The 20,029-nt window shown below is 65.3% G+C and carries 15 protein-coding genes and 1 pseudogene; 4 read left to right on the forward strand and 12 right to left on the reverse strand.

All coding sequences use genetic code 11. The annotated features are described in order from the left end of the window. Nucleotide 1 precedes the first annotated feature (1 nt). From ABS769_RS04395 to ABS769_RS04430, 8 genes are all read right to left on the reverse strand, one after another. Nucleotides 2-520, reverse strand: a complete 519-nt coding sequence (locus ABS769_RS04395) for a hypothetical protein (protein ID WP_317061079.1) — start codon at nt 518-520, stop codon at nt 2-4. 217 nt (nt 521-737) lie between these two features. Further along, entirely contained in the window at nt 738-2,318 is a 1,581-nt protein-coding gene (locus ABS769_RS04400) for a gamma-glutamyltransferase family protein (protein ID WP_317061080.1), read from the reverse strand. Beyond that, nucleotides 2,318-3,778: an AtzE family amidohydrolase gene (locus ABS769_RS04405; RefSeq protein ID WP_317061081.1), complete on the reverse strand. Its 1,461-nt coding sequence runs from the start codon at nt 3,776-3,778 to the stop codon at nt 2,318-2,320. The genes ABS769_RS04400 and ABS769_RS04405 overlap by 1 nt, the downstream gene beginning before the upstream one ends. 133 nt (nt 3,779-3,911) lie before the next feature. Continuing rightward, nucleotides 3,912-5,075, reverse strand: a complete 1,164-nt coding sequence (locus tag ABS769_RS04410) for a nucleoside hydrolase (RefSeq protein WP_317061082.1) — start codon at nt 5,073-5,075, stop codon at nt 3,912-3,914. 146 nt (nt 5,076-5,221) lie between these two features. Next, nucleotides 5,222-6,790 (reverse strand): adenosine deaminase family protein, encoded by a 1,569-nt coding sequence (locus tag ABS769_RS04415; protein ID WP_317061083.1) that lies wholly within the window; start codon nt 6,788-6,790, stop codon nt 5,222-5,224. A 117-nt stretch (nt 6,791-6,907) separates the two neighbouring features. After that, on the reverse strand, nt 6,908-8,221 hold the full coding sequence (locus ABS769_RS04420; RefSeq protein WP_317061084.1) for an NCS2 family permease: 1,314 nt from the start codon (nt 8,219-8,221) through the stop codon (nt 6,908-6,910). Nucleotides 8,222-8,622: 401 nt separating this feature from the next. Further along, the gene (locus tag ABS769_RS04425) at nt 8,623-9,582 is read right to left on the reverse strand and encodes a PDR/VanB family oxidoreductase (RefSeq protein ID WP_317061085.1); all 960 of its coding nucleotides are present in this window, start codon (nt 9,580-9,582) and stop codon (nt 8,623-8,625) included. A gap of 17 nt (nt 9,583-9,599) precedes the next feature. Further along, the gene (locus ABS769_RS04430) at nt 9,600-10,652 is read right to left on the reverse strand and encodes an aromatic ring-hydroxylating dioxygenase subunit alpha (protein WP_317061086.1); all 1,053 of its coding nucleotides are present in this window, start codon (nt 10,650-10,652) and stop codon (nt 9,600-9,602) included. 127 nt (nt 10,653-10,779) lie between these two features. Between ABS769_RS04430 and ABS769_RS04435 the strand changes: the two genes are divergently transcribed. Together ABS769_RS04435 and ABS769_RS04440 are read left to right on the forward strand one after the other, a co-directional pair. Continuing rightward, complete coding sequence (locus tag ABS769_RS04435) at nt 10,780-11,697, forward strand: LysR family transcriptional regulator (RefSeq protein WP_043888849.1); 918 nt, start codon at nt 10,780-10,782, stop codon at nt 11,695-11,697. 258 nt (nt 11,698-11,955) lie between these two features. Then, nucleotides 11,956-12,762 carry a TatD family hydrolase gene (locus ABS769_RS04440; protein ID WP_317061087.1) on the forward strand — a complete coding sequence of 269 codons (807 nt, stop codon included), beginning with the start codon at nt 11,956-11,958 and terminating at the stop codon, nt 12,760-12,762. Nucleotides 12,763-12,780: 18 nt separating this feature from the next. Here the strand turns inward: ABS769_RS04440 and ABS769_RS04445 are convergent, their stop codons facing one another. Together ABS769_RS04445 and ABS769_RS04450 are read right to left on the reverse strand one after the other, a co-directional pair. Then, nucleotides 12,781-13,449: a hypothetical protein gene (locus ABS769_RS04445; RefSeq protein WP_317061088.1), complete on the reverse strand. Its 669-nt coding sequence runs from the start codon at nt 13,447-13,449 to the stop codon at nt 12,781-12,783. A gap of 196 nt (nt 13,450-13,645) precedes the next feature. Next, nucleotides 13,646-14,533 carry a LysR family transcriptional regulator gene (locus ABS769_RS04450; protein ID WP_317061089.1) on the reverse strand — a complete coding sequence of 296 codons (888 nt, stop codon included), beginning with the start codon at nt 14,531-14,533 and terminating at the stop codon, nt 13,646-13,648. 97 nt (nt 14,534-14,630) lie between these two features. Here ABS769_RS04450 and ABS769_RS04455 point away from each other — a divergent pair, with 97 nt between their 5' ends. After that, on the forward strand, nt 14,631-15,920 hold the full coding sequence (locus ABS769_RS04455) for an MFS transporter (RefSeq protein ID WP_317061090.1): 1,290 nt from the start codon (nt 14,631-14,633) through the stop codon (nt 15,918-15,920). Beyond that, nucleotides 15,920-16,039 (forward strand): annotated as a pseudogene (locus ABS769_RS04460) (VOC family protein); the annotation flags it as partial. The gene ABS769_RS04455 and the pseudogene ABS769_RS04460, both read left to right, overlap by 1 nt. Nucleotides 16,040-16,078: 39 nt before the next feature. On the opposite strand, the gene ABS769_RS04465 reads toward ABS769_RS04460, so the two are convergent. After that, the gene (locus ABS769_RS04465; protein WP_317061091.1) at nt 16,079-17,089 is read right to left on the reverse strand and encodes a nuclease; all 1,011 of its coding nucleotides are present in this window, start codon (nt 17,087-17,089) and stop codon (nt 16,079-16,081) included. A 101-nt stretch (nt 17,090-17,190) separates the two neighbouring features. Next, entirely contained in the window at nt 17,191-19,677 is a 2,487-nt protein-coding gene (locus ABS769_RS04470; protein WP_317061092.1) for a TonB-dependent receptor, read from the reverse strand. Between the last annotated feature and the right edge of the window lie 352 nt (nt 19,678-20,029).

Genomic DNA, 20,029 nt, shown 5'->3' on the forward strand with positions numbered 1-20,029 from the left:
ATCAGTTGGCCGGATGAAGTGCTTCGCGTTTGATGGAGTCGATGCCGTCTTGAGGGCCAGTGCAATGCTCCACGGAAAGTACGCTCAGGCTTTTGACCAGGACAGCATGAAGGCGTTTAAAGTCGAAGTTCTTGGGTTTTCGTTTGGCAAGCGCGATGCGTGAGACTGCATTGAGGAGTGATTCTTTGAAAAGCTGTAACTGTGACGCAGCCGTCATGTGTTTGACGTCATTCCAATCCAGTTGGCCGACAGAAATGAATGACTTGCTCTTGGGTCTATAACTCATGTAGCCCTTGGTCGATTCAAAATTGAATCCCTCCGCAATATCAGTCAGCTCAAAGCCGAAATAGAAAGCTTCGACAGATACGCCAAAGCTCTCTTCCGCAAGAGCATCTTTGATGTGGTACTCAATGCTATTTAGCCAAAGCCACCATGCACCTTTGGACGTGTCGAAAGTCCATCCAGAGCCGTCGGCACACTTGACTGTCCAGCTTTGCGAAATGAGAAGGCCGAATTTCATAATTGACTGACCGCTGCTTCGCAACAGGCAACGACGTGCAGGGTCGCTATCCCCACTGAATTCAGCGGTCTCAGTGGCTTCTTGTCTGCGCTCACCGTTGCGTCCGGTGGCGAAACGGGGTCCCTATTCGTGTTCATGGTGTAGCGCGTCCTTGGCTAACTGGGCATGACGCTATCATGAAGTTGCTGCGGGAAAGTTTGTTCAACGTGCCCAACCATCACCACCCAGCCACCACTCCATCCGATCGTGGGTCACTCGCTCCGCTGATCACGCCATCCACCTCGCGCACCAATGCACCCGCATGTCCCATGACCGATGTGTATGCGGGCAACAGCTCCACCGCATGTCCGGCATCGCGCAATGCTTGCACCACTGCTGGATCAAAGCGGTCTTCCAACTTCAACGAAGTGCTGTCTTCACCCCAGGTGCGGCCGAGCAACCAGCGCGGCGCTGTGATCGCTTGTTGCAGCGGTACGCCGAAGCGGGCGTAGCGGGAAAAGAGGGCGGCCTGGGTTTGTGGTTGGCCTTCGCCGCCCATGGTGCCGTAGGCCATGACGCGGCCATCGTCGAAGGTGGCGAGTGCGGGGTTGAGGGTATGGAAGGGTTTGCGCCCCGGGGCGAGTGCGTTCCAGCCGTCGGCGGCGAGGCGGAAGCTGCAGCCGCGGTTTTGCCAGGTAATGCCGGTGCGCGGGAGCACCAGGCCGGAGCCGAATTCGAAATAGGTGGACTGTATGCAACTGACGGCGCGGCCGTGCGCGTCGATGGCGCCGAACCAGACGGTGTCGCCGGCCTGCGAGGGCTGCGGCCAGGGCAGTGCAGTGGTCATGTCGATGCGTGCGGCGAGCGCGTCGAGTGCGGCGTTGTCGTCGAGCAGGGCCTGTGCGTCGAGCGTCATCCAGGCGGGGTCGCCGACGTGTGCGTCGCGGATCAGGAAGGCCTGTTTGGTGGCTTCGATCAGGCCGTGCAGGTGTGCGTAGCTGTCGGGGTGTTCGGCGTGCAGGCGATCGAACAAGGCGAGGATCAGCAGTGAGGCGAGGCCTTGCGTGGGCGGTGCGTGGTTGTAGATGCGTGCGCCGTGGATGGCGACCGAGAGCGGCACACTTGTTTCTGCATGATGGCTTGCGAGGTCATGTGCGTGGAGCGGGCTGCCGAGTGCTTGCAGATCGGCGGCGATGTCGTCGGCCAGTGCGCCGCGATAGAAACTCTCAAGGCCATGGTCGGCCAGCCGTTGCAAGGTGCGTGCGAGGTGCGCTTGTTGCAGCAGTGCGCCTTCGTGCAGGGGGACGCCGTGTGGTTCGAAGATGCTGGCGTAGGCGCCGGGTTGCACGCGCAGTTCGGCGCTCTTGCTGGCGGCGATGTGCGCGCCGCCTAACGTGACCGGCACGCCATCGCTGGCATGGTGGATGGCGTCCTGCAACAAGCGTTGCAGCGATAGCGTGCCGCCTGCGTGCTGCAGGGCGAGCGCCCAGCCTGAGACGGTGCCGGCGACGGTATTGGCCGCGCCGGGGCCGCGCCACGGAATGCTGCTGTGGCCGCGATAGAAGTCCAGGGTCGCCGCCTGTGCAGCGCGGCCGCAGGCGTCGATGGCATGTACGCGGCCGTCGGGTTCGTGGATCAGCCAGAAGCCGTCGCCACCGATGCCGGTCATGTGCGGATACACCACGGCCAGGCAGGCGGCGGTGGCGACGGCGGCTTCGATAGCGTTGCCGCCGTCGCGCAAGATATCGCGCCCGGCCTGTGCGGCCAGATGATGCGGGGCCACGACCATGCCGCGACGCGCGCGCAAGGTGTGCAGCATCAGCGTGTCTCCGCCGGTGGGCTGAAAGCGAGCAGACCGTCGCGTTCGAGTTGCGCGGCGAGTGCGAACAAGCGGTCTTCGCGGCCGGGCGCGGCGATCAATTGCACGCCCAGCGGCAGGCGGCCGGGGCGCGGCAAGGGTGCGGCCACTACCGGGCAGGCGGCAAGCCCGAGCGGTTGGGTGAAGATACCTAAGTTGGCGCGCGCAGACACCGGCAGGCCGTCGATCTGGATGGTGTCCTGATCGATGCGTGGTGCCACGCACGGTGTGGTTGGCGCGATCAGCACATCCACCTCGTCCCACAGGCGTTGCATGGCGGCGCTGAACCAGTGCGCGAAGCGGTGTGCATCGGCGACCGCGCTGGCAGGCAATTGCAGGCCGGCAAGCAGGCGGTCGCGGGTGGCCGGGTCGAACTGCTCGGCATGCGTGCTCAAACCGGCGCGATGACGATGGCCACCCTCGGCAGCGGTGAGCACGAAGGCGGCGGCGCGGGCGCGTTCTGCTTCGGGTAATTCGATCATGGTGGTGCTGTTGCAGGCGGTAAGCAATGCGCTAAGGCCGGCATCCAGGTCGGGGTCGAGATTGCGTTGGAACCAGCCGCCAAGGCGTGCGATGCGCAAGCTGCCGGGATTGCAGGAGGCAACGGCGTGACCAAGCATCACTTCATAGACGCGGCGTAGATCGGCGATGGAGGTGGCGAACGGGCCGACCACATCCAGCGCATCGACGAAGCCGAACACGCCGTCCAGCGGCAACGCGCCATGCGTGGGACGCAGGCCGTACACGCCGCACAATGCGGCCGGGACACGGATGGAGCCGTTGGTGTCCGAGCCCAGTGCGAATGGCACCAGCCCGGCGGCCACCGCAGCAGCCGAGCCGCCCGACGAACCACCGGCCAGATGGCGGTGATCGTGCGGGTTGGCGGTGGTGCCGTAATGCGCGTTGACGGTGGCAAACCCGTAGGCGAATTCGTCCATGTTGGCGGTGCCCACCAGCACCGCGCCCGCATCGCTCAGCCGTTGCACCACAGCCGCATCGCGGGTGGCAGGTGCGCATTGTGCGCGGACGACGGCACCAGCGGTGGTGACCTGGCCAGCGACATCGAACAGATCCTTGACCACGAACGGCACGCCGGCCAATGCGCCGCCGTCGCTGCCGCCGGCCAGCGCGGCCTGCACACGCGCGGCATCGGCTGCGGCGCGTGTGGGAAGCAGACGGGTGATCGCACGCAGGCGGTCGTTGGCCTGGTTGATATGCGTGAGCGTCTGGGTGGCATGGCGTGCGGCCAGTGTGGGCTGGCTGCGGGCGGTGCTGACGATGGAGGCGATCTGCCCGCGCGGAGTGGTGCTGCCCTGTTGCGTTGGACGCGGGGCGGTGAAGCTGGCGAGCAGCTGCACGTGGCCGCGCAGGACCTCGGTATTGCGAGCGATGCCGGCCTGCCACTGCACTGGGAGTTGCATGGGGTCACCTTGGGTTGCTGGGAGTTGCGGGTGTGGGTGTCGTTCAAGCCCCTCTCCCGCCGGGAGAGGGGTTGGGGTGAGGGTGTCCCGCTAGTTGGAGATGTATCAGGTACGCGTTTACCTTGCTTGCAGCCTACTCAACTGGCGCAGCATTTTTCTCAGTTGCCGTACCCTCATCCGCCCTTCGGGCACCTTCTTCCGACGGGAGAAGGGGTAACGGCAATCCGACTGCTGGTGGTTGCGGCGCAGTGAGGTGGTCGATCAGCAACTGCTCGAGCGCTTCCACATCCACCGCATGCACTACCGTCTGTGCCTGTTCGCCCAGTCCAGGCTGATAGCCTGGTGCCCACGACAGGATGTCGCCATAGCCGGCATCGAAAGCGGTATTGGTATCGACATAAAGCGTCTCGGTGTGCGTTGCCAATTCGGGGCGCAGCCACACCGCAGTGGCCAGCTCGTCCCACATCGGAAAGCCGGGTTCGCGACGGCGCAATGCGTGGCCGATGCTGGTGTCGGCCGCGCTCATGCGCGCCAGCAACTCGGGCGTGAGTTCGGTCGCAGTGGATGGATCCACCGGCACCATGGTGATCTTGCGCCAGGGCGCGCGCATGACGATGCTGGCCGCTTCCGGATCCCAGCGGATGTTGAATTCGCGGCGTGGCGAGTTGACGAATTCGCGCGCGAATTGCTGCGCGCTGATGCTGTTGCGTTGCTGCCGCGGGTTGAGGCTGCCGCCCATGTAGACAAGCTCGCGCGCCAGTGTGGCGAAGGCCGGATCCAGCGATTGTGCAAGCGCCAGATTAGTCAGCGGGCCGGTCGCAATGATGCTCACCTCGCCCGGATACAGGCGCACCATGCGCAGCATGAACAACGCAGCCGGTTCGTCGGATGCGCGCACCACGCTGGGATTGCCCAACGGCAGGTCGGGCACCACGTCGTGTGCGTGATAACGCGGCGCGCTCTGCACGGTGTCGCCATCCACCCAGTGTTTGGTCCATGCACCTTTCCAGACCAGCTTGCCGTACAGCGTTTCCCAACGCTCGGTGGCGAGCTCGCTGTTTAGCAGCGGATGCACCGGGCCGGGTAGTACCGGAATCTGCGGCTGGCCGGCCAGTTCCAGCAGACGGCAGCTATGTGCGAGTACCTCATCGCGCCAGATGTTGCCGCTGACCGCGCTGATGCCCAGCACCTCGACCTCGGGCGATTGCAACAGCAGCAACTGCGCAGGCGTGAAGCCGTCGATATCGTCTTCGAGAATGACGCGGCGTTTGGTGGGGGCGGCGTGCGAGTGGGTCATTGCGCTTTGGTCATGGGGGTGGAATGCATCGCGGCGAAGATGGAATGGAGGCTGCGTTTGATGGATGTTGCGTTTGTAGGAGCGCGCTTGCGCGCGATTAGGCGTTATCGGTAATGCCTCTTCGCGCGCAAGCGCGCTCCTACGGGTTATGCGTCAGCTGGTGTTGTCTGCACTTTGCGTTGCTGCAACAGCATGCGCTCGTACTGCGCCAGATCGGATTCAAGCTGCCATTGCAGCCGTGCCTTCTCGCTGCTCTGGCGAAATGCTTGGCACGCGGCATCATCGGTTTCGCGCTGCAATGCAGTGGCGCAGGCCTGCGCGGCCGTACCGTCTGCGCTCCACAAGCTGGTGCCCGGCAGGAAGCTGTAAGTCAGCCCGTTGCGGGCGAGCTGCTTGAGCGTGGGGTAATCGATGCCTTGCTCCTGCATCGCGCGTTGATACTCGTGGGTCATGTCCGCACGCGAGACGCCTGCATCGTCGGTAGACAGCACCACCGGCACACTGGCGTGCAGATACATCGCCAGCGGATGCGCGCCACCTTTGACGCCCAGAATCACATCGTTGCTGGTGAGGTTGATCTCCACCGCGATCTGGTCGCGGCGCATGCGCTGCAGCAATCCATCCACGTCGTCTTCGTAAGGCAGATCCACACCATGACCGATGCGGCGTGCACCCACGTCCACCGCCTGGCGGATATGCGAGCGCAGTTGCGCGGGTGGCACCAGGCCCAACGCCAGCTCTCCGGCATGCAGGGACAGCGGCACGTTGGGATAGCGCGTTGCGAAGAAACGGAACATCGCCATGTGGCGCGCGTAATCGGCCAGCGCCACCGGGTTGTCTTCGGGCGCAACGATGTTCAACGCCACCGCGCGGCTGCCGCCGGCAGCGATCAGCGCGTGCGCAAGCGCCATCTGCCCGAACACCATCGGCTGCGGCAACACGCGCAACACGTAAGGCACGTAGCGATACGCGACCCGGCAGCCGGGACGCGCATCGGGCTGGTCGCACTGCAGCACGCGGCGCACCTGGGTATCGGTGTCGGCAAGGTCGCGTTGCGCAGCCTGCACCAGCGGCGGCAAGGCATCCTGCAGGGCGCGCAGATTGGCTGCGTCGTCATCGGCCTTCCATGGCAGAGCCTGCATCTGTTTTGCTGCCTGATCCATCTGCGGCGGGTTGGCGATGATTTCCACATAGGGCACGCGGTCGCGTGCGGCCTGTTCCAGCACTGCGGCCACGGTGTCGGCCACACGCGCTCTCACTACCGCGTCGAACTTGCCGAAGGTGCTGAAGAACTGGTCATGCCCGGTGGGCTGGGTCGCACTGGGCAAGAACTTGCGCATCGACAACGCATCGACCACCCGCCCGTACAACGCCGCATTGCGCGCCGCCAGGCCGCGTGCGGGCTCCTGGCCTTTACCGCACGGCGGCGCGCGCAGGCTCAGATCATCCAGCTGCACGCAGGCGCCGTCGTCGCTGGCCCATTGCAGATAGTTCTCGGCATAGACCGAACCGGAGAGATGGTTATGCAGGTCGCCGCCCTTGGGCATGGCTTGCAGCCACGCGCGCAATTGCGCAGGTTGCGCGGCCGCGTCGTGAAACAGCTGCGCCACCTGCTGCTCGCGCTGTTGCGCAGGCGCCTGCGCCGGGCGTGCGAGCGTCATGCCCGGTAACAAGGTGCACAAGCTGAGGATCAGACAGCGATAACGATGTGGCATGTGGTGAGCTCTGGGAATGAGACAGCACCATCGTGGCGCTGCCGGTTGCGGTGCAGCTTGCCGCGCGACGCGGTGGGTGACCAGGGGGCAGGAGCTGAAATAGCTACGGCGATACGCTCACTCCAAGGCATAGCGCAGCACGAACAGGCCGGCAATCGCCCAGGTGGCCGGATGCACGGCGCGCCAGCGGCCGCTGCCCAGCTTGAGTGCCGCATAGGTGATGAAGCCGAAGGCCAGGCCGGTGGCGATGGAATAGGTGAGCGGCATGGCCAGCATGCAGATCGCGGCCGGTAGCGCGTCGCCGACATCGTCCCACTGGATCTGCGTGCACTCGCGCAGCATCACCGATGCCAGGTAGATCAGCGCCGGTGCGGTGGCATATGCCGGCACCATCGCCGCCAATGGCGAGAACAGCAGCGCCAGCAGAAACAGCGCTGCCACCACCAGCGCGGTGAGCCCGGTACGCCCACCCACCTGTACACCGGCAGCGCTTTCCACGTAGGCGGTGGTGCTGGAAGTGCCAAGCAGCGAGCCGGCCAGGATGGCGGTGCTGTCGGCGAGCAGGGCGCGGTCGAACTGGCGACGGTGCGCCTGTGTGTGCAATAGGCCGGCGCGCTGGGCCACGCCCATCAAGGTGCCGGTGGCATCGAACATTTCCACCAGCACGAACACCAGCACCACGTGCAGGACGGCGGTCAGTGCGCCGCTGCCACCATTGCCTTGCAAGGCGCCGGCAATATCCAGCTGCAGCAGCGTAGGCGCCAGGCTCGGCGGCAGCGACAGCACGCCCTGGTAGTGCACCAGACCCAGCGCCAGCGCAGCGACGGTGACCGCCAGGATGCCCAGCAACATCGCCCCGCGCACGCGGCGCACTTCCAGTACGCCGATCAGCAGCAGCCCAGCCAACGCAAGCAATGGCTCGGGCCGATGCAAGTCGCCCAGGGTCACCAGCGTCTGCGGGTGCGCCACCACCAGCCCGGCTTTTTGCAAGCCGATCAACGCCAGGAACAGGCCGATGCCCGCTGCAATCGCACTGCGCAAGGTGGGTGGGATGCCATCCACCAGCCAGCGTCGCGCGCCGGTGACGCTGAGCAGCAGGAACACGCAGCCGGACACGAACACCAGCCCCAGCGTCTGCTGCCAGCTGTAACCCAGCGTGCCCACCACAGAGAAAGCGAAAAACGCATTCAAGCCCATGCCCGGTGCCATGCCGATGGGATAGTTGGCCAGCACGCCCATCAGCAGCGAGCCAAGCGCGGCGGCCAGACAGGTCGCCACGAACACCGCGCCGTGGTCCATGCCGGTGGTGGCCAGGATGTCGGGGTTGACGAAGACGATGTAGGCCATCGTCAGGAAGGTGGTGGCACCGGCCAGGACCTCGGTACGCACGCTGCTGCCATTGGCGGGCAGCGCAAATCCGGGCCAGCGCATCAGCGTGCGCCCCGGCACGGGCGGGCGAAGGCGATCACACAAACAACCATCGGCAGGTATCTCATCGGCACAAAGGAGCACGCGCGATTGCGGTGGACGCGCGCGCGCCAAATATCTTGCACTGTGCGACGGCGGTTGCCACGGACCTTGGGCACCGATTGCGCTGACAAGTGCAATGCGTGTTGCGCGGCGTAATGGCATGACCGCAGGCTTTGTCTGTATCTGCGCCGGCGGCGCCTTGTGCACCCATCGATCAAACCGTGAAAGAAGATGCGGGGCTCACGTCCGTCCACAGTTGTCCTGCGAGGTTGGCGGCCGCTTCGCGCTGCAGCGTGACCGGCGTCAGCCACCTGCGCGCCCGCTGTCGTCCTGTCTGCGCAGGCGCACGACATACGGAGCGCTCAAAGATCCAGCACCAGGCGTGGCGAACGGCTGCGCGAGCAACACAGTGTGATCTGGGTATTGGCGGCGTGCGCGCTGTCGCTGAGCACGCTGTCGCGGTGATCCGGCGTGCCGGCCAGCACGCCGGTGAGGCAGGCGCCGCACATGCCTTGCTCGCAGGACAATGGCACCTCGATGCCGGCATCGAGCAAGGCGCTGGCGATGCTGCACTCGGCCGGCACCTGTACCACGCGGCCGCTGGCGGCCAGCTCCACTTCGAAGGCGCTATCGGCATCGTGTGCCAGGCTGGTTTCGGCAGCAGCAAAGTGTTCGCGGTGCAGTTGCTCCGACGCCCAGCCGTGGGTTTTGGCAAGCAGCGTGAAGTGGTCCATGAACGCTGCAGGTCCACACAGATACAGCTGATCGCGCGCACGCGCCTGGCCCAGTTCCTCGGGCACATGCACGCGCGGGCTTTCGCCGCCATCGCTCAGATGCACCTGCACCTGGCCATGCGTGAAGCCCTGCTGCAGCCGCTGCAAAAACGCTACATCGGCATGCCGGCGCGCGTAGTAGTGCAGCACGAAGGCCTCGCCGCGCGCTTCCAGCGCTTCGGCCATCGACAGCAGCGGGGTGATGCCGATGCCGGCGGCCAGCAGTACATGGCGTTCGCCCGGATGCAGCGGGAACAGATTGCGCGGGCTGGAAATCTGCAGGCGGTCGCCGGTGCTGAGCTGCTCGCACAGATGCCGCGAGCCGCCACGTGAAGCATCGGCCAACTTCACGCACAGCAGATAGTGATCACGCACATGCGGCGCACTGGCGATCGAATACTGGCGAATCAAGCCATCGGGCAGATGCAGATCCACATGCGCACCGGCTTCGAATGCCGGCAATTCCGCGCCCACCGGCTCCAGCCGGATCGCGCGTTGGCGATGGCCCTGGTCGAAGACGTCGGCGACGCGGACCTCGTGCAGTTGCATGGCGTGCTCCTCGGCCGTCAACGCAGAAAGAAGTCGCTATAGCCCTGACTGCGCAGGCCACGGCGGTAAGCGATCGAACTGCGGTCTGCGGGAATATGCACTTCCAGCAGCGGATCCAGTGGCAGGTATTCGGGGCGCTGCGCCTCCACCATGGCGCGGTCTTCCTCGAACACGCGCAGGTTGAAGGCGTGCACGTCTTCCACCGGCAGATGGGTGTCGAAGTTGCGCGCGATCGGCACCAGCAGGCGCGTCTTGTGCTTGGACACCGGGCTGGCCGCGTTCATGATCACCAGCCGCTTGCCCGGCACCGGGAAGTGGATGGTGAGGGTGGCGGTGAACGGCAGATGCACCTCGAAATGGCGCAGCCACTGGAAGTTGGGGTCCACGTCCGGCAGCGGCATGTCCACCGAATAATTGGCCACCGAGCTCAGGTAATCGGCGTTGAAGCCGGTGGGCGTTTCAGTGGTGGTGTAGGCCGGTACTTCGCGCTTGTCCGGCTGGGCGAAGGTCGCGGTGTGCACGAAGGCGAAATGCGCCACGTCGATGAAACCTTCCAGCTGGCGCGCGGCGCTGCCGCCGATATCGAAAGCCGGGCAGACGATCTGCTGAAAGCCATCCTCGTCCCAGCCGGGCATCGGTGGAATCTGCACCTCGGCTTCGCTGACTCCGGCCGGTTTGGACAGACACACCCAAATCAGCCCGTAGCGCTCGGCCACTGCATAGGTGTGCAGACGCATCTTGGCCGGGATGTTCTGATTTGGACTGGCGGGGATATGGTTACAGCGCCCACCGCTTCCGAAGCGCAGCCCGTGGTAGGCGCAGACCACGCCGCCGCCATCGGCGGTGCCCATGCTCAGCGGCACGCCGCGGTGCGGGCAGACATCGCGCGCGGCCACCAGTTCGCTGCCCAGCCGGTACAGCACCAGCGGCTCGTCCAGCAGGGTGGCCTTGAACGGTGCCTCGCTCACTTCGCTGCTCAGCGCCACCGCGTGCCAATGCTGGGCCAGGCGCTGCCAATCGGCGGCCTCGAAGGTGCAGTGCAGCGGCAAGGCGGGGACGGCGACATCCATGGGTCCAGTCTCTGGCGTAGGGCGGGAGCGGTGCCGGATTGACTCTAGGAAGCCGGAGGTGTGTTATCAAACATCGATTTTCAGCCAAGCCATTGCAAAAAATGCAACGCCAACCGAGCCCCACCGCATGCTGACCTTTTCCCGCTTCACCCGTTACTTCATCGAAGTGGCCCGCTGCGGCAGCATCCGCAAGGCCTCCGACGTGCTGCACGTGTCGGCCTCGGCGATCGACCGGCAGATCCTCAAGGCAGAAGAAGAACTGGGCGCGCAGCTGTTCGAGCGCCTGCCCGGCCGGCTGCGGCTGACTGCCGCTGGCGAGCTGCTGCTGGTGGACGTGCGCGGCTGGGAGAAGGCCTACGCGCGCACACTGGAGCGCTTCGACGAGCTCAAGGGGCTGCGCCGCGGGCATGTGGAGATCGCCATGATCGACGCGCTCAGCGAGGGCGTGGTGCCGGCGGCGGTCGCCGCGTTGGTGCAGGAATACCCCGGCATCACCTTCAACCTCTCCACCGCGCGCAACCAGCGGGTGATGGAAATGGTGACCTCGGCCGATGTGGACATCGGCCTGCTGCTGGACCCGGTGAGCAGCGTGGACCTGGAGGTGCGCGCATTCGCCGATATCCCGTTGGGGATTGCGATGCCGGTTGGCCACCCGCTCAGCACGCGTACCGAGCTGCAGCTAAGCGAGACGCTGGAGCACCGGTTGCTGCTGCCGGCCGCTCCGTTGATCGTCGGCGAGCATGCCAAGGTGCTGTATCAACGCCAGCACATCGACGTGAAGCGGCTCACCCACTGCAACGACGTGCGCACCTTGCGCGGCCTGGTGCGTGCCGGCGCGGGTGTGGGCTTGATGTCATGGCTGGATGCCGCCCCGGATGTGGCGGATGGGCGGCTGGCGTTCGTGCCGTTCCGCCGCCATTTGACCAAGCCGATGACGCTGGCGCTGTGTGTGGCGCCGCAGCGGCAGCTTTCACGCTCGGCACAATTGGCGATCCAGGCGCTGGCGGCGCGGATTGAAGCGATGGCTGTGCCGGTGGTTGGTTGAACCCCTCTCCCTCTTGGAAGAAGGGAGCAAAGCCCCTCTCCTGCGGGAGAGGGGTTGGGGTGAGGGTCCGGCGGCGCAGCAGTCGGTGCAGCACTTCTGAAGGCGCGTGGCGACGCGTTTGTCACTGCAGGCACTGGCAGATGTCTGAGGCGCCATCCGGCGCTGCGCGCCACCTTCTCCGGAGGGGAGAAGGGAAGCGAAGCGCACACAACCCCCACTCGTTACACTTGCCCGGCTCTCCCCACACGACACCGCAGCATGCAGTTGATCGATATCGGCGCCAACCTCACCCATGACTCCTTCGACCGCGACCGCGACGCCGTGCTGCAACGCGCACGCGACGCAGGCGTTGCGCAATTGGTGATCACCGGTGCCAGCCGCGAGCATTCGCCGCTGGCCTTGCAGCTGGCCCAGCAGCATCCCGGATTCCTCTACGCCACTGCCGGCGTGCACCCGCACCACGCAGTGGAGTTCACCGCCGAATGCGAGGCCGAAATGCGCACGCTGCAGGCGCACCCGCAGGTGGTGGCGGTGGGCGAATGCGGGCTGGATTATTTCCGCGATTTCGCCCCGCGCCCGGCGCAGCACCGGGCCTTCGAACGGCAACTGCAATTGGCAGCCGGCAACGGCAAACCGTTGTTCCTGCATCAGCGCGATGCGCACGACGACTTCCTCTCGATCATGCGCAGCTTCGATGGCCGCCTGGGCCCGGCCGTGGTGCATTGCTTCACGGGCACGCGCGAAGAGTTGTTCGCGTATCTGGACCGCGATTACTACATCGGCATCACTGGCTGGCTCTGCGACGAGCGCCGTGGTGCGCATCTGCGCGAGCTGGTGCGCACTATTCCCGCCAATCGCTTGATGATCGAAACCGACGCGCCTTACCTGCTGCCGCGCACGCTCAAGCCGATGCCCAAGGACCGCCGCAACGAGCCGATGTTTCTGTCGCATATCGTGGAAGAACTCGCACGCGATCGTGGCGAGGAGGTGGCGCTGACCGCGGCCAACAGCACTGCGGCGGCGCGGGCGTTCTTCCGTCTGCCCGCGCCTGCAGCGGCGGCATGACCTGCGCGGCGTGGGCGATCACGCCGCCAGCAACTCCCAGCCCTGCGCATCGCGCAAGCGCAGCCCCGGTTGCGGTGCATCCACGCTGACCCGCACGCCACTGGCCCAGGGCAGCTGCCGCTGCTGCGGAAACCAGCGCCGCGCCTGATCGACCACGATCAACAGGCCATCATCGTCGCCCAGCGCCACAAAGCCTTCCAGTGCCGGTGCAAACGGGTGCATGCCGAAGTGATTGGCGATGCTGCGGGTGACCGCTTCGACGTTGTTGCTGGGAAGCCCGATCTCGCTCAGGCACAGCAATTCCTCCCCATGAAAATCGCCTTGCCCGGTGGTGGCCTGTTGCAGCGCATTGCGCGCGATCAGTTCCAGCACCGCCCCGTCGGGGCCGGCGAAATACACCGACTGCGACTGCCAGACGCCACCCAGTTCAAACTGCCGACAGCCCTGCGGATCGGCCAGCAGCGTTGCGCGCGCGCCGATCCACTGCGCAGCTGCCTCGAAGCGGGACGGCGCCACGTTGAAGGCCAGATGCACACTGCCCACCGGCTGCTGTGCCTGCACGCATTCCAGCGTGCTCCAGCCGATACGCAACGTGTTGCCGTACTGCGGCAGCTGCAGCACATCGCGATAGAACCGCAGGCTGAGATCGGGGTCGAGGCAGGGCAGCAACAGATGGCGAAGATGCATGGCAGGCGCACGTGGCAGAAGGTGCATGTATTGGACAACCTCAATTGCGGTTGAGGTCAAGACGTGTTCAAGCCTGGATGCGGGTAGGAGCGCACTTGTGCGCGACGGGGCGTTACCGGGAAGGCCACATCGCGCACGAGTGCGCTCCTACAACAGCCGCGGTGCGTTCGCTGTCATTGGCTCAACTCAACCTCGCTTAAAGCACTTCTGCCAGCGCCCATAGATGCCGCACCAATGGCGCGGTCTCCAATGCGCCCGGCGACACCGCCAACGCAAGCCTTGCCAGCGGCATCTGTCCTTCGATGTCCAGATAGCGCACGCCGGGCAGTTGCAGTTGCGCGGTGGAGGCGGGCACCACCGAGACGCCCAATTCGGCGGCGACCAGATTGACGATGGACGACATTTGCGGCGCGTCCTGGGTGATGCGCAAGGTCACGCCGGATGCGCGGCAGGCGGCGAGAATCTCGTCGTACAGACTCGAACCGAAGCTGCGCGGAAACAGGATGAACGGCTCGCCCGCCAGTGCCGCCAACGGCGCGCTGCTGCGTGCAGCCAGGCGATGCGCGGCGGGTACGGCGATCTTCATCGGCTCATCGGCAAAGCGCAGCAGCTGCAGATCGGGCGGCGTGCTCAGGCCGTAACGCACAAACGCCGCGTCCAGACGGCCATCTGCCAGTGCCACCAGCAATCCGGCTGTGTTGGTTTCTTCCAGCAGCAACTCGACCTGCGGCCACTGCCGGCGAAAGTCGCGGATCAGATTCGGCACCACCGGGTTGAACGCCGCCGAGGCGGTAAAGCCCAGCCGCAACCGGCCGGATTCGCCACGCGCCACCCGGCGCGCCGTTTCGGCAGCGCGCTCCACATCGGCGAGCACGCGGCGCACCTCGACCAGGAATGCCTCGCCGGCCGGGGTCAGCTCGGCGCCGCTGTGGGTGCGCCGGAACAGGGGCGTGCCCAGATCGCGCTCCAGTGCCTGGATCTGCTGACTCAGCGGTGGCTGGCCGATACCGACCCGCGCTGCTGCCCGAGTGAAGTTGCCTTCTTCGGCAACGGCCAGGAAGTAGCGGAAGTGGCGAAGCTCCATGCTATCTGTTCTGCATATGGCAACTGCCAGCATCATATATTGGACAGGGGGTGGTGGCAGGCGAATACTCGCCGTCCCATGTCTCATCATCGCCCCCGTGTCCTGTTCTGATCGCCCCTCCGGCACGTCACCGGATACCGCCGCCAGCCGTGCAACCCAGCCGCCTGCCATCGATGCGCCCGCCAGCGGCCGCATCCGGTTGGCATTGTTTCTGGCCGGCTTTGCCACCTTCTCGCTGCTCTACAGCGTGCAGCCGGTGCTGCCCGAGTTTGCGCGCGCCTTCGGCGTGGACGCGGCCACCGCCTCGCTGCCGTTGTCGCTGGCCACCGGTGCGCTGGCGCTGGCGATCTTCTGCGCCGGCGCAGTGTCGGAGAACCTGGGCCGGCGCGGGCTGATGTTCGTGTCGATCGCACTGGCCGCAGTGCTCAACCTGGTCGCTGCGTTCCTGCCGCATTGGGGCGCGCTGGTGCTGGTGCGCACCTTGTCCGGTATCGCGCTGGGCGGGGTGCCGGCGGTGGCGATGGTGTACCTGGGCGAAGAGCTGCCGGCCAACAAGATGGGTGCGGCCACCGGGTTGTATGTGGCCGGCAATGCGTTCGGCGGCATGAGCGGGCGCATTGTGATGAGCGTGCTGACCGATCACTACGATTGGCGCACCGCACTGGCGGTATTGAGCGTGTTCGACCTGCTGTGCGCGCTGGCGTTCTTCTGGTTGCTGCCACCCTCGCGTCACTTCGTGCGCCGGCACGGCATCAATCTGCGCTTCCATCTGCGCGCCTGGGCCGGGCATCTGCGCGATCGCAATCTGCCGTTCCTGTTTGCGTTGCCGTTTTTGTTGATGGGCGTGTTCGTATGCCTCTACAACTACGCCGGCTTTCGGTTGGGCGGGCCGGAGTTCGGCTTGAGTCAAAGTCAGATCGGGATGATCTTCAGCGCGTATGTGTTCGGCATCGTCAGTTCGTCGGTGGCCGGTGCGGCGTCGGATCGTTTCGGTCGCGGCCCGGTGGTCACCACCGGCATCGTGTTGTGCGTGCTCGGCGTGGCATTGACCCTGGCGCATGTCCTGGCGCTGGTGGTAGCCGGCATCGTGTTGTTGACGATCGGCTTTTTCATCGCGCATTCGGCCGCCAGCGCCTGGGTGAGCCGGCTCGGCGGTGCGCATCGCAGTCATGCCGCGTCGTTGTATCTGCTGGCGTATTACGCCGGCTCCAGCGTGATCGGCGCGCTCGGCGGCTGGTTCTGGCAACACGGTGGCTGGGGCGCGTTGGTCGGCATGTGTCTGACGTTGCTGGCGCTCGCCTTTGCAGCGGCCTACGTGCTGCGCCAACGCGCCGACGACACGCGGCCTTACGGCCGGTTTGCCCCGCACCCTGCGCGGGGCGAGTGATGCAGATCGACCGACGCGATCATCTTGTATCGACCGTGGCCGACGTGGATGCCACCTGCGATTTCTATGCGCGCGTGCTCGGCATGCACGCGGTCACCTTCGGCGAAGGCCTGCGTGCGCGTCGGTCGATGTCTGCGCACCCATCTCGTCAACGGCGGTTACACACTTGGTGACGTGCCGGCAGGCGCGGATCCGGTCGCCGGGTCGTACTGCGGATGGCTTGGGTCCATGCTGCGCGGCAGCGTGGATGTGCCCGGCTGCAGCGCGCTTTCGCGCCAGGCGCGCACCAGCAGATCGCGTAGCATCGCTGCGCCATCGCCGGCAGTGAGATAGACCATCGCGCGGCCATCGCTGCGGGCGGCATCGTCGAAGGCGCCGGCTTTTTCCAGGCGATACACCTGCTCGACACGGCCGGTGCCGGTGTCGAGAAAACCCAGGATCTGCTCGAACACATCGCCCTGCTGATGCGCCAGGGCCGGCATGCGGCTCAGCAGGTCCTGCGGGGTCAGCGCAATCTTGTCGACATAATCGCTCTCGAACTTGCCGTGCACCTTCGGGTCGGTGCTATAGCCGTTCGGGTTTGGCCCTTGCCAGCCATCGTGATGGATGCTGTCGTGTTGCGGCTGCGCGCCATCGCCGATGTAGTGCGCAAACCAGCTGACGAAGAACGCGCAGGTGCGTTCGAGCTCGCGCGTGTCCTGGCCCTTGGCGCGCAGCGTGCGGATCTGACGCATGGTGGCGACGATGCGCTCGTAACCCTCGGTGGCTGCGTACGGCAGGGTGCCGGCCCAGCGCACGTTCATGCGCTGCGCCAGTTGCGGGTTGCGTTTGGCGATGCGGCGCTGCTCGTCGTAGAGCGCCAGCACGAAGGCGTAACGCGAACGCGGCGGGTGTTGCATGAAGGAAAACTGCTCGCGGAACCAGCCGTGGTTGGGGTCTTCTTCGATCTTGAGAAACGGCTCGCTTTCGCTGCGCCAGCCATCCGGCAGGGTGGCGCCGTCAGCAATCACCTGCGCGTAATGCTTGAGAAAGGCCGGGCCATCGTCGGGCAGGGCCTGCACAGCGGCGCGATTGATGGCGGCATGCGCGCGGTGGCCCCAGGCGGCGGCATTGCCGGAACACGTGGCTGCTGCAAACAGCAGCGCATAGGCAAGACGGGAAGGCGTCATGGCAGTCCTTGTGGCCTGCAGCGCGTATGCCGCGCTGCAGGCGATGCATCGAGAACGTAAGGCGCTGACATCGAGCGATACAGCACTCAACGTCAGCGCACTCAGAAGTGGTAAGTCACCACCAACCGCGAATTGCGCTCGTAGATCGGGCGGCCGTAGATCGGCTCGCGCGTGCCCTGGCCGGAGATGGTGTCGGTGCGCGGGTTGCCTTCGGTCAGTGCGAAGGTGTTGGTGAGATTGTCCACCGACAGCTGCACATCCCACGGCCCGCTGCGTACCAGGAGATTGGCTGCCAATGTGTCGTAGGCGGCCAGCTCGGTGGTGTTTTCAAGATCGGCGTAGCGCTTGCCCACATAGGCGTAGCGCAACGAGGTTTCCCAATCGAACTTGCCGGTGGTGAAGAACACCGTTGGCCCCGCATTGCCGTACAACTTCGGCTGGCGGTTGGGCATGTTGCCGTCCACATCGACCACGGCCACCGCGCCATTGGCCACCACTTCGGTCAGATCGGACACCTTGGTGTCGTTGTAGGTCAGATTCGCATCGAAACGCAGCCACTGCGCCGGCGTCCATACGGCCGCCAGTTCGATCCCCGGGTTGGTGACGCTGCCGCGGTAGTCCTTGGATTCGGCTGCGCCGGTCTGCGGGTTCACCGCGCTGGTGCCGATGTTGTACGGGTCGTACTTGGTGTAGAAGGCGGTGGCGAATACGTCCAGCGTGTCGAAGTTGAGCTTGGTGCCGAGCTCGAACTGGTCGGCGGTGGGGATGTTGACGTTGCCTTCGTTGGCGCCTTCGCTGGGCGCGCGGTGCGCACGCGAGGCGCGGCCGTAGATGCCGGCCATCGGGTTGATGTCGTAGTTGAAACCCGCCGTCCAGTTGGTCACGCCCACGTCCAGCGCGGTGTGCGCGCGGGCACCGGTGAACAGGCGTGCGGCATCGTCGGCCAGGGTATCGGTCATGCCCAGGTTGCCGGTGCTGCGCAGCATGCTCCAGGCGCGATAGCGGTAGCGCTCGTAACGCACGCCGCCTTCCAGGCGCAGCTTGTCGGTCACCTGCCAGGTGTCTGCGATGTAGGGCGCCAGCATGCTGGTGTAGGCCTTGCCCTGGGTGCGGTCGGCGCCGTAGATCACCACGCCGTCCTTGGTCACGCCACCGACCACGTTGCCGGCGGCGTCGTAGCCGAGCAGGTCGATCGTGCGCGGGTTCTGCCGCATCTCGAACAGATAGCTCTGGTAGCGCGAGTTGTAGGAGCGGGCGTAATAGGCGCCGTAGAGGCCCAACGTGATGTCATGGGTGTCGCCGCCCCAATCGAAGCTGCGATGCAGGCGCAGATCATCGGCAAACGAATCGGCACGCACGTTCATGGCGCGGTACTGGCCCTGGATCACCAGGCCGTCGGTGCTGGCCGGGTCGAAGCGGCTGCCATCGTCGGTGTACGCATAGCCGAGCGAGGTCAGGCCGGGAAATGCTGCCGTGGCGGCAGCGCGGCGGCTGTTGGCATACGCGGCGGCATCCTGCGGCGCATTGCTGGAATACAGCGCGTCGAAGGTCATGTCCAGGCGATTGACGATGGCCTTGTTGGACAGGCTCCAGCCATTGTCGAAAGCCAGGTCCAGATTGGCGCCCAGATGATTGAACTTCATGTGACGGCCATCGGAGAGATCGCGCAACTCGCGCTGCGGCGCGCCGTTGGCATCGCTGGAAATAATCGTGGCGCGTTTGAGTTGCGCGGTGCTCAAGGTGCCGGTGAAGCGGTCGATCAACGGGTCCAGCGAGCGCGTGGTGTCACGCGGGTCGTACAGCGGGATCGGCATGTAGAACGCGTTCTTGTCGTCCAGATGCTTGGCGGTGAAGGTGATCTTGCCGTGGTCCAGCGTGTGCGTGAGGTTCATGCGGAACTGCCCGCCCTCGTCGGCCGGAAAGCCCACATCGCGGTAGCCGTCGTTGCGCCGCACGAAACCGCCGGCAGCCAGATACCAATCCTGCGCCAGCTTGCCCGACCAATAGCCATCGAGCCGATACAGCCCGGTGTCGCCAACGGTGGTGCGCACCGCGCCTTCGGGCGTGTCGCCGCCCTGGCGGGTGACGAAATTGACGATGGCCGCGGCATTGGAGGCAAAGATCGGCGAGGGCCCGCCGCGCACGGTTTCCACCGATTCGACCATCAAATCCGGGCGCACCAGGCCTTCGGTCTTGTAGAAGTAGCCGTTGTTGTCCGGGTAAGGGCTGATGCCGTCTTCCTGGATGACCGCAAACGAGCCTTCGTCGGGAATGCCGCGGATGCGATAGACGTTTTGCACTTCACCGCCGGTGGACTCGGCATAGATGCCGGGCATCGAGCCGATCAGGCTGGCCAGGTTGAGCGGGGCCAATTTGTCGATCTGTTCGGCGGTCAGCGCGGTGATCGCATACGAGGCGTCGAACTGATTCTGGGCCTGGCCGGCGCCGGTGACGATCATCCGGTCCAGCGAGAAGATGCCGTCCTCGCTCTTGCGTGTGGCAGGCGTGGAGGGCGCGCCGGTTTCCTGCGCGAATGCGGGTGTGGCCAGGGTCAGTGCAAGGATGACGACGAGCGGACGACGCGACACAGCACGACGCACTCCGGAGCGTGTCCAGATGTGGGTGTAGGGCATGGCAAGGAGTGGGGCAGCGGGGGAGTTGCCCACTGTCGCGGCGACATGTTTCCGCAGCGTTGCGTGTGCACCGGATCACGCTAGCTTGGCGGACCTGCATGCCGATCTGTGACGTGGTGCATTTTTTCAAGCGGTTTCAACCGTGCGCAGCAGGTTTCCGGCTGTGCGTCATTCGGTGCGCATCACCAAGCCAGTCGTCCGCTCCAGTGTCATCGCGTCGGTGCCAAGCTCGGACATCGCAAGCTGCGCCACGCAGCTCCCTTGCCAGCAGCACGGTGAAGGCATCAGGCGCGGTCGGCACCGTCGC

The sequence above is a fragment of the Xanthomonas hortorum genome, from assembly GCF_040279205.1.
GTDB lineage: Bacteria > Pseudomonadota > Gammaproteobacteria > Xanthomonadales > Xanthomonadaceae > Xanthomonas > Xanthomonas hortorum_F.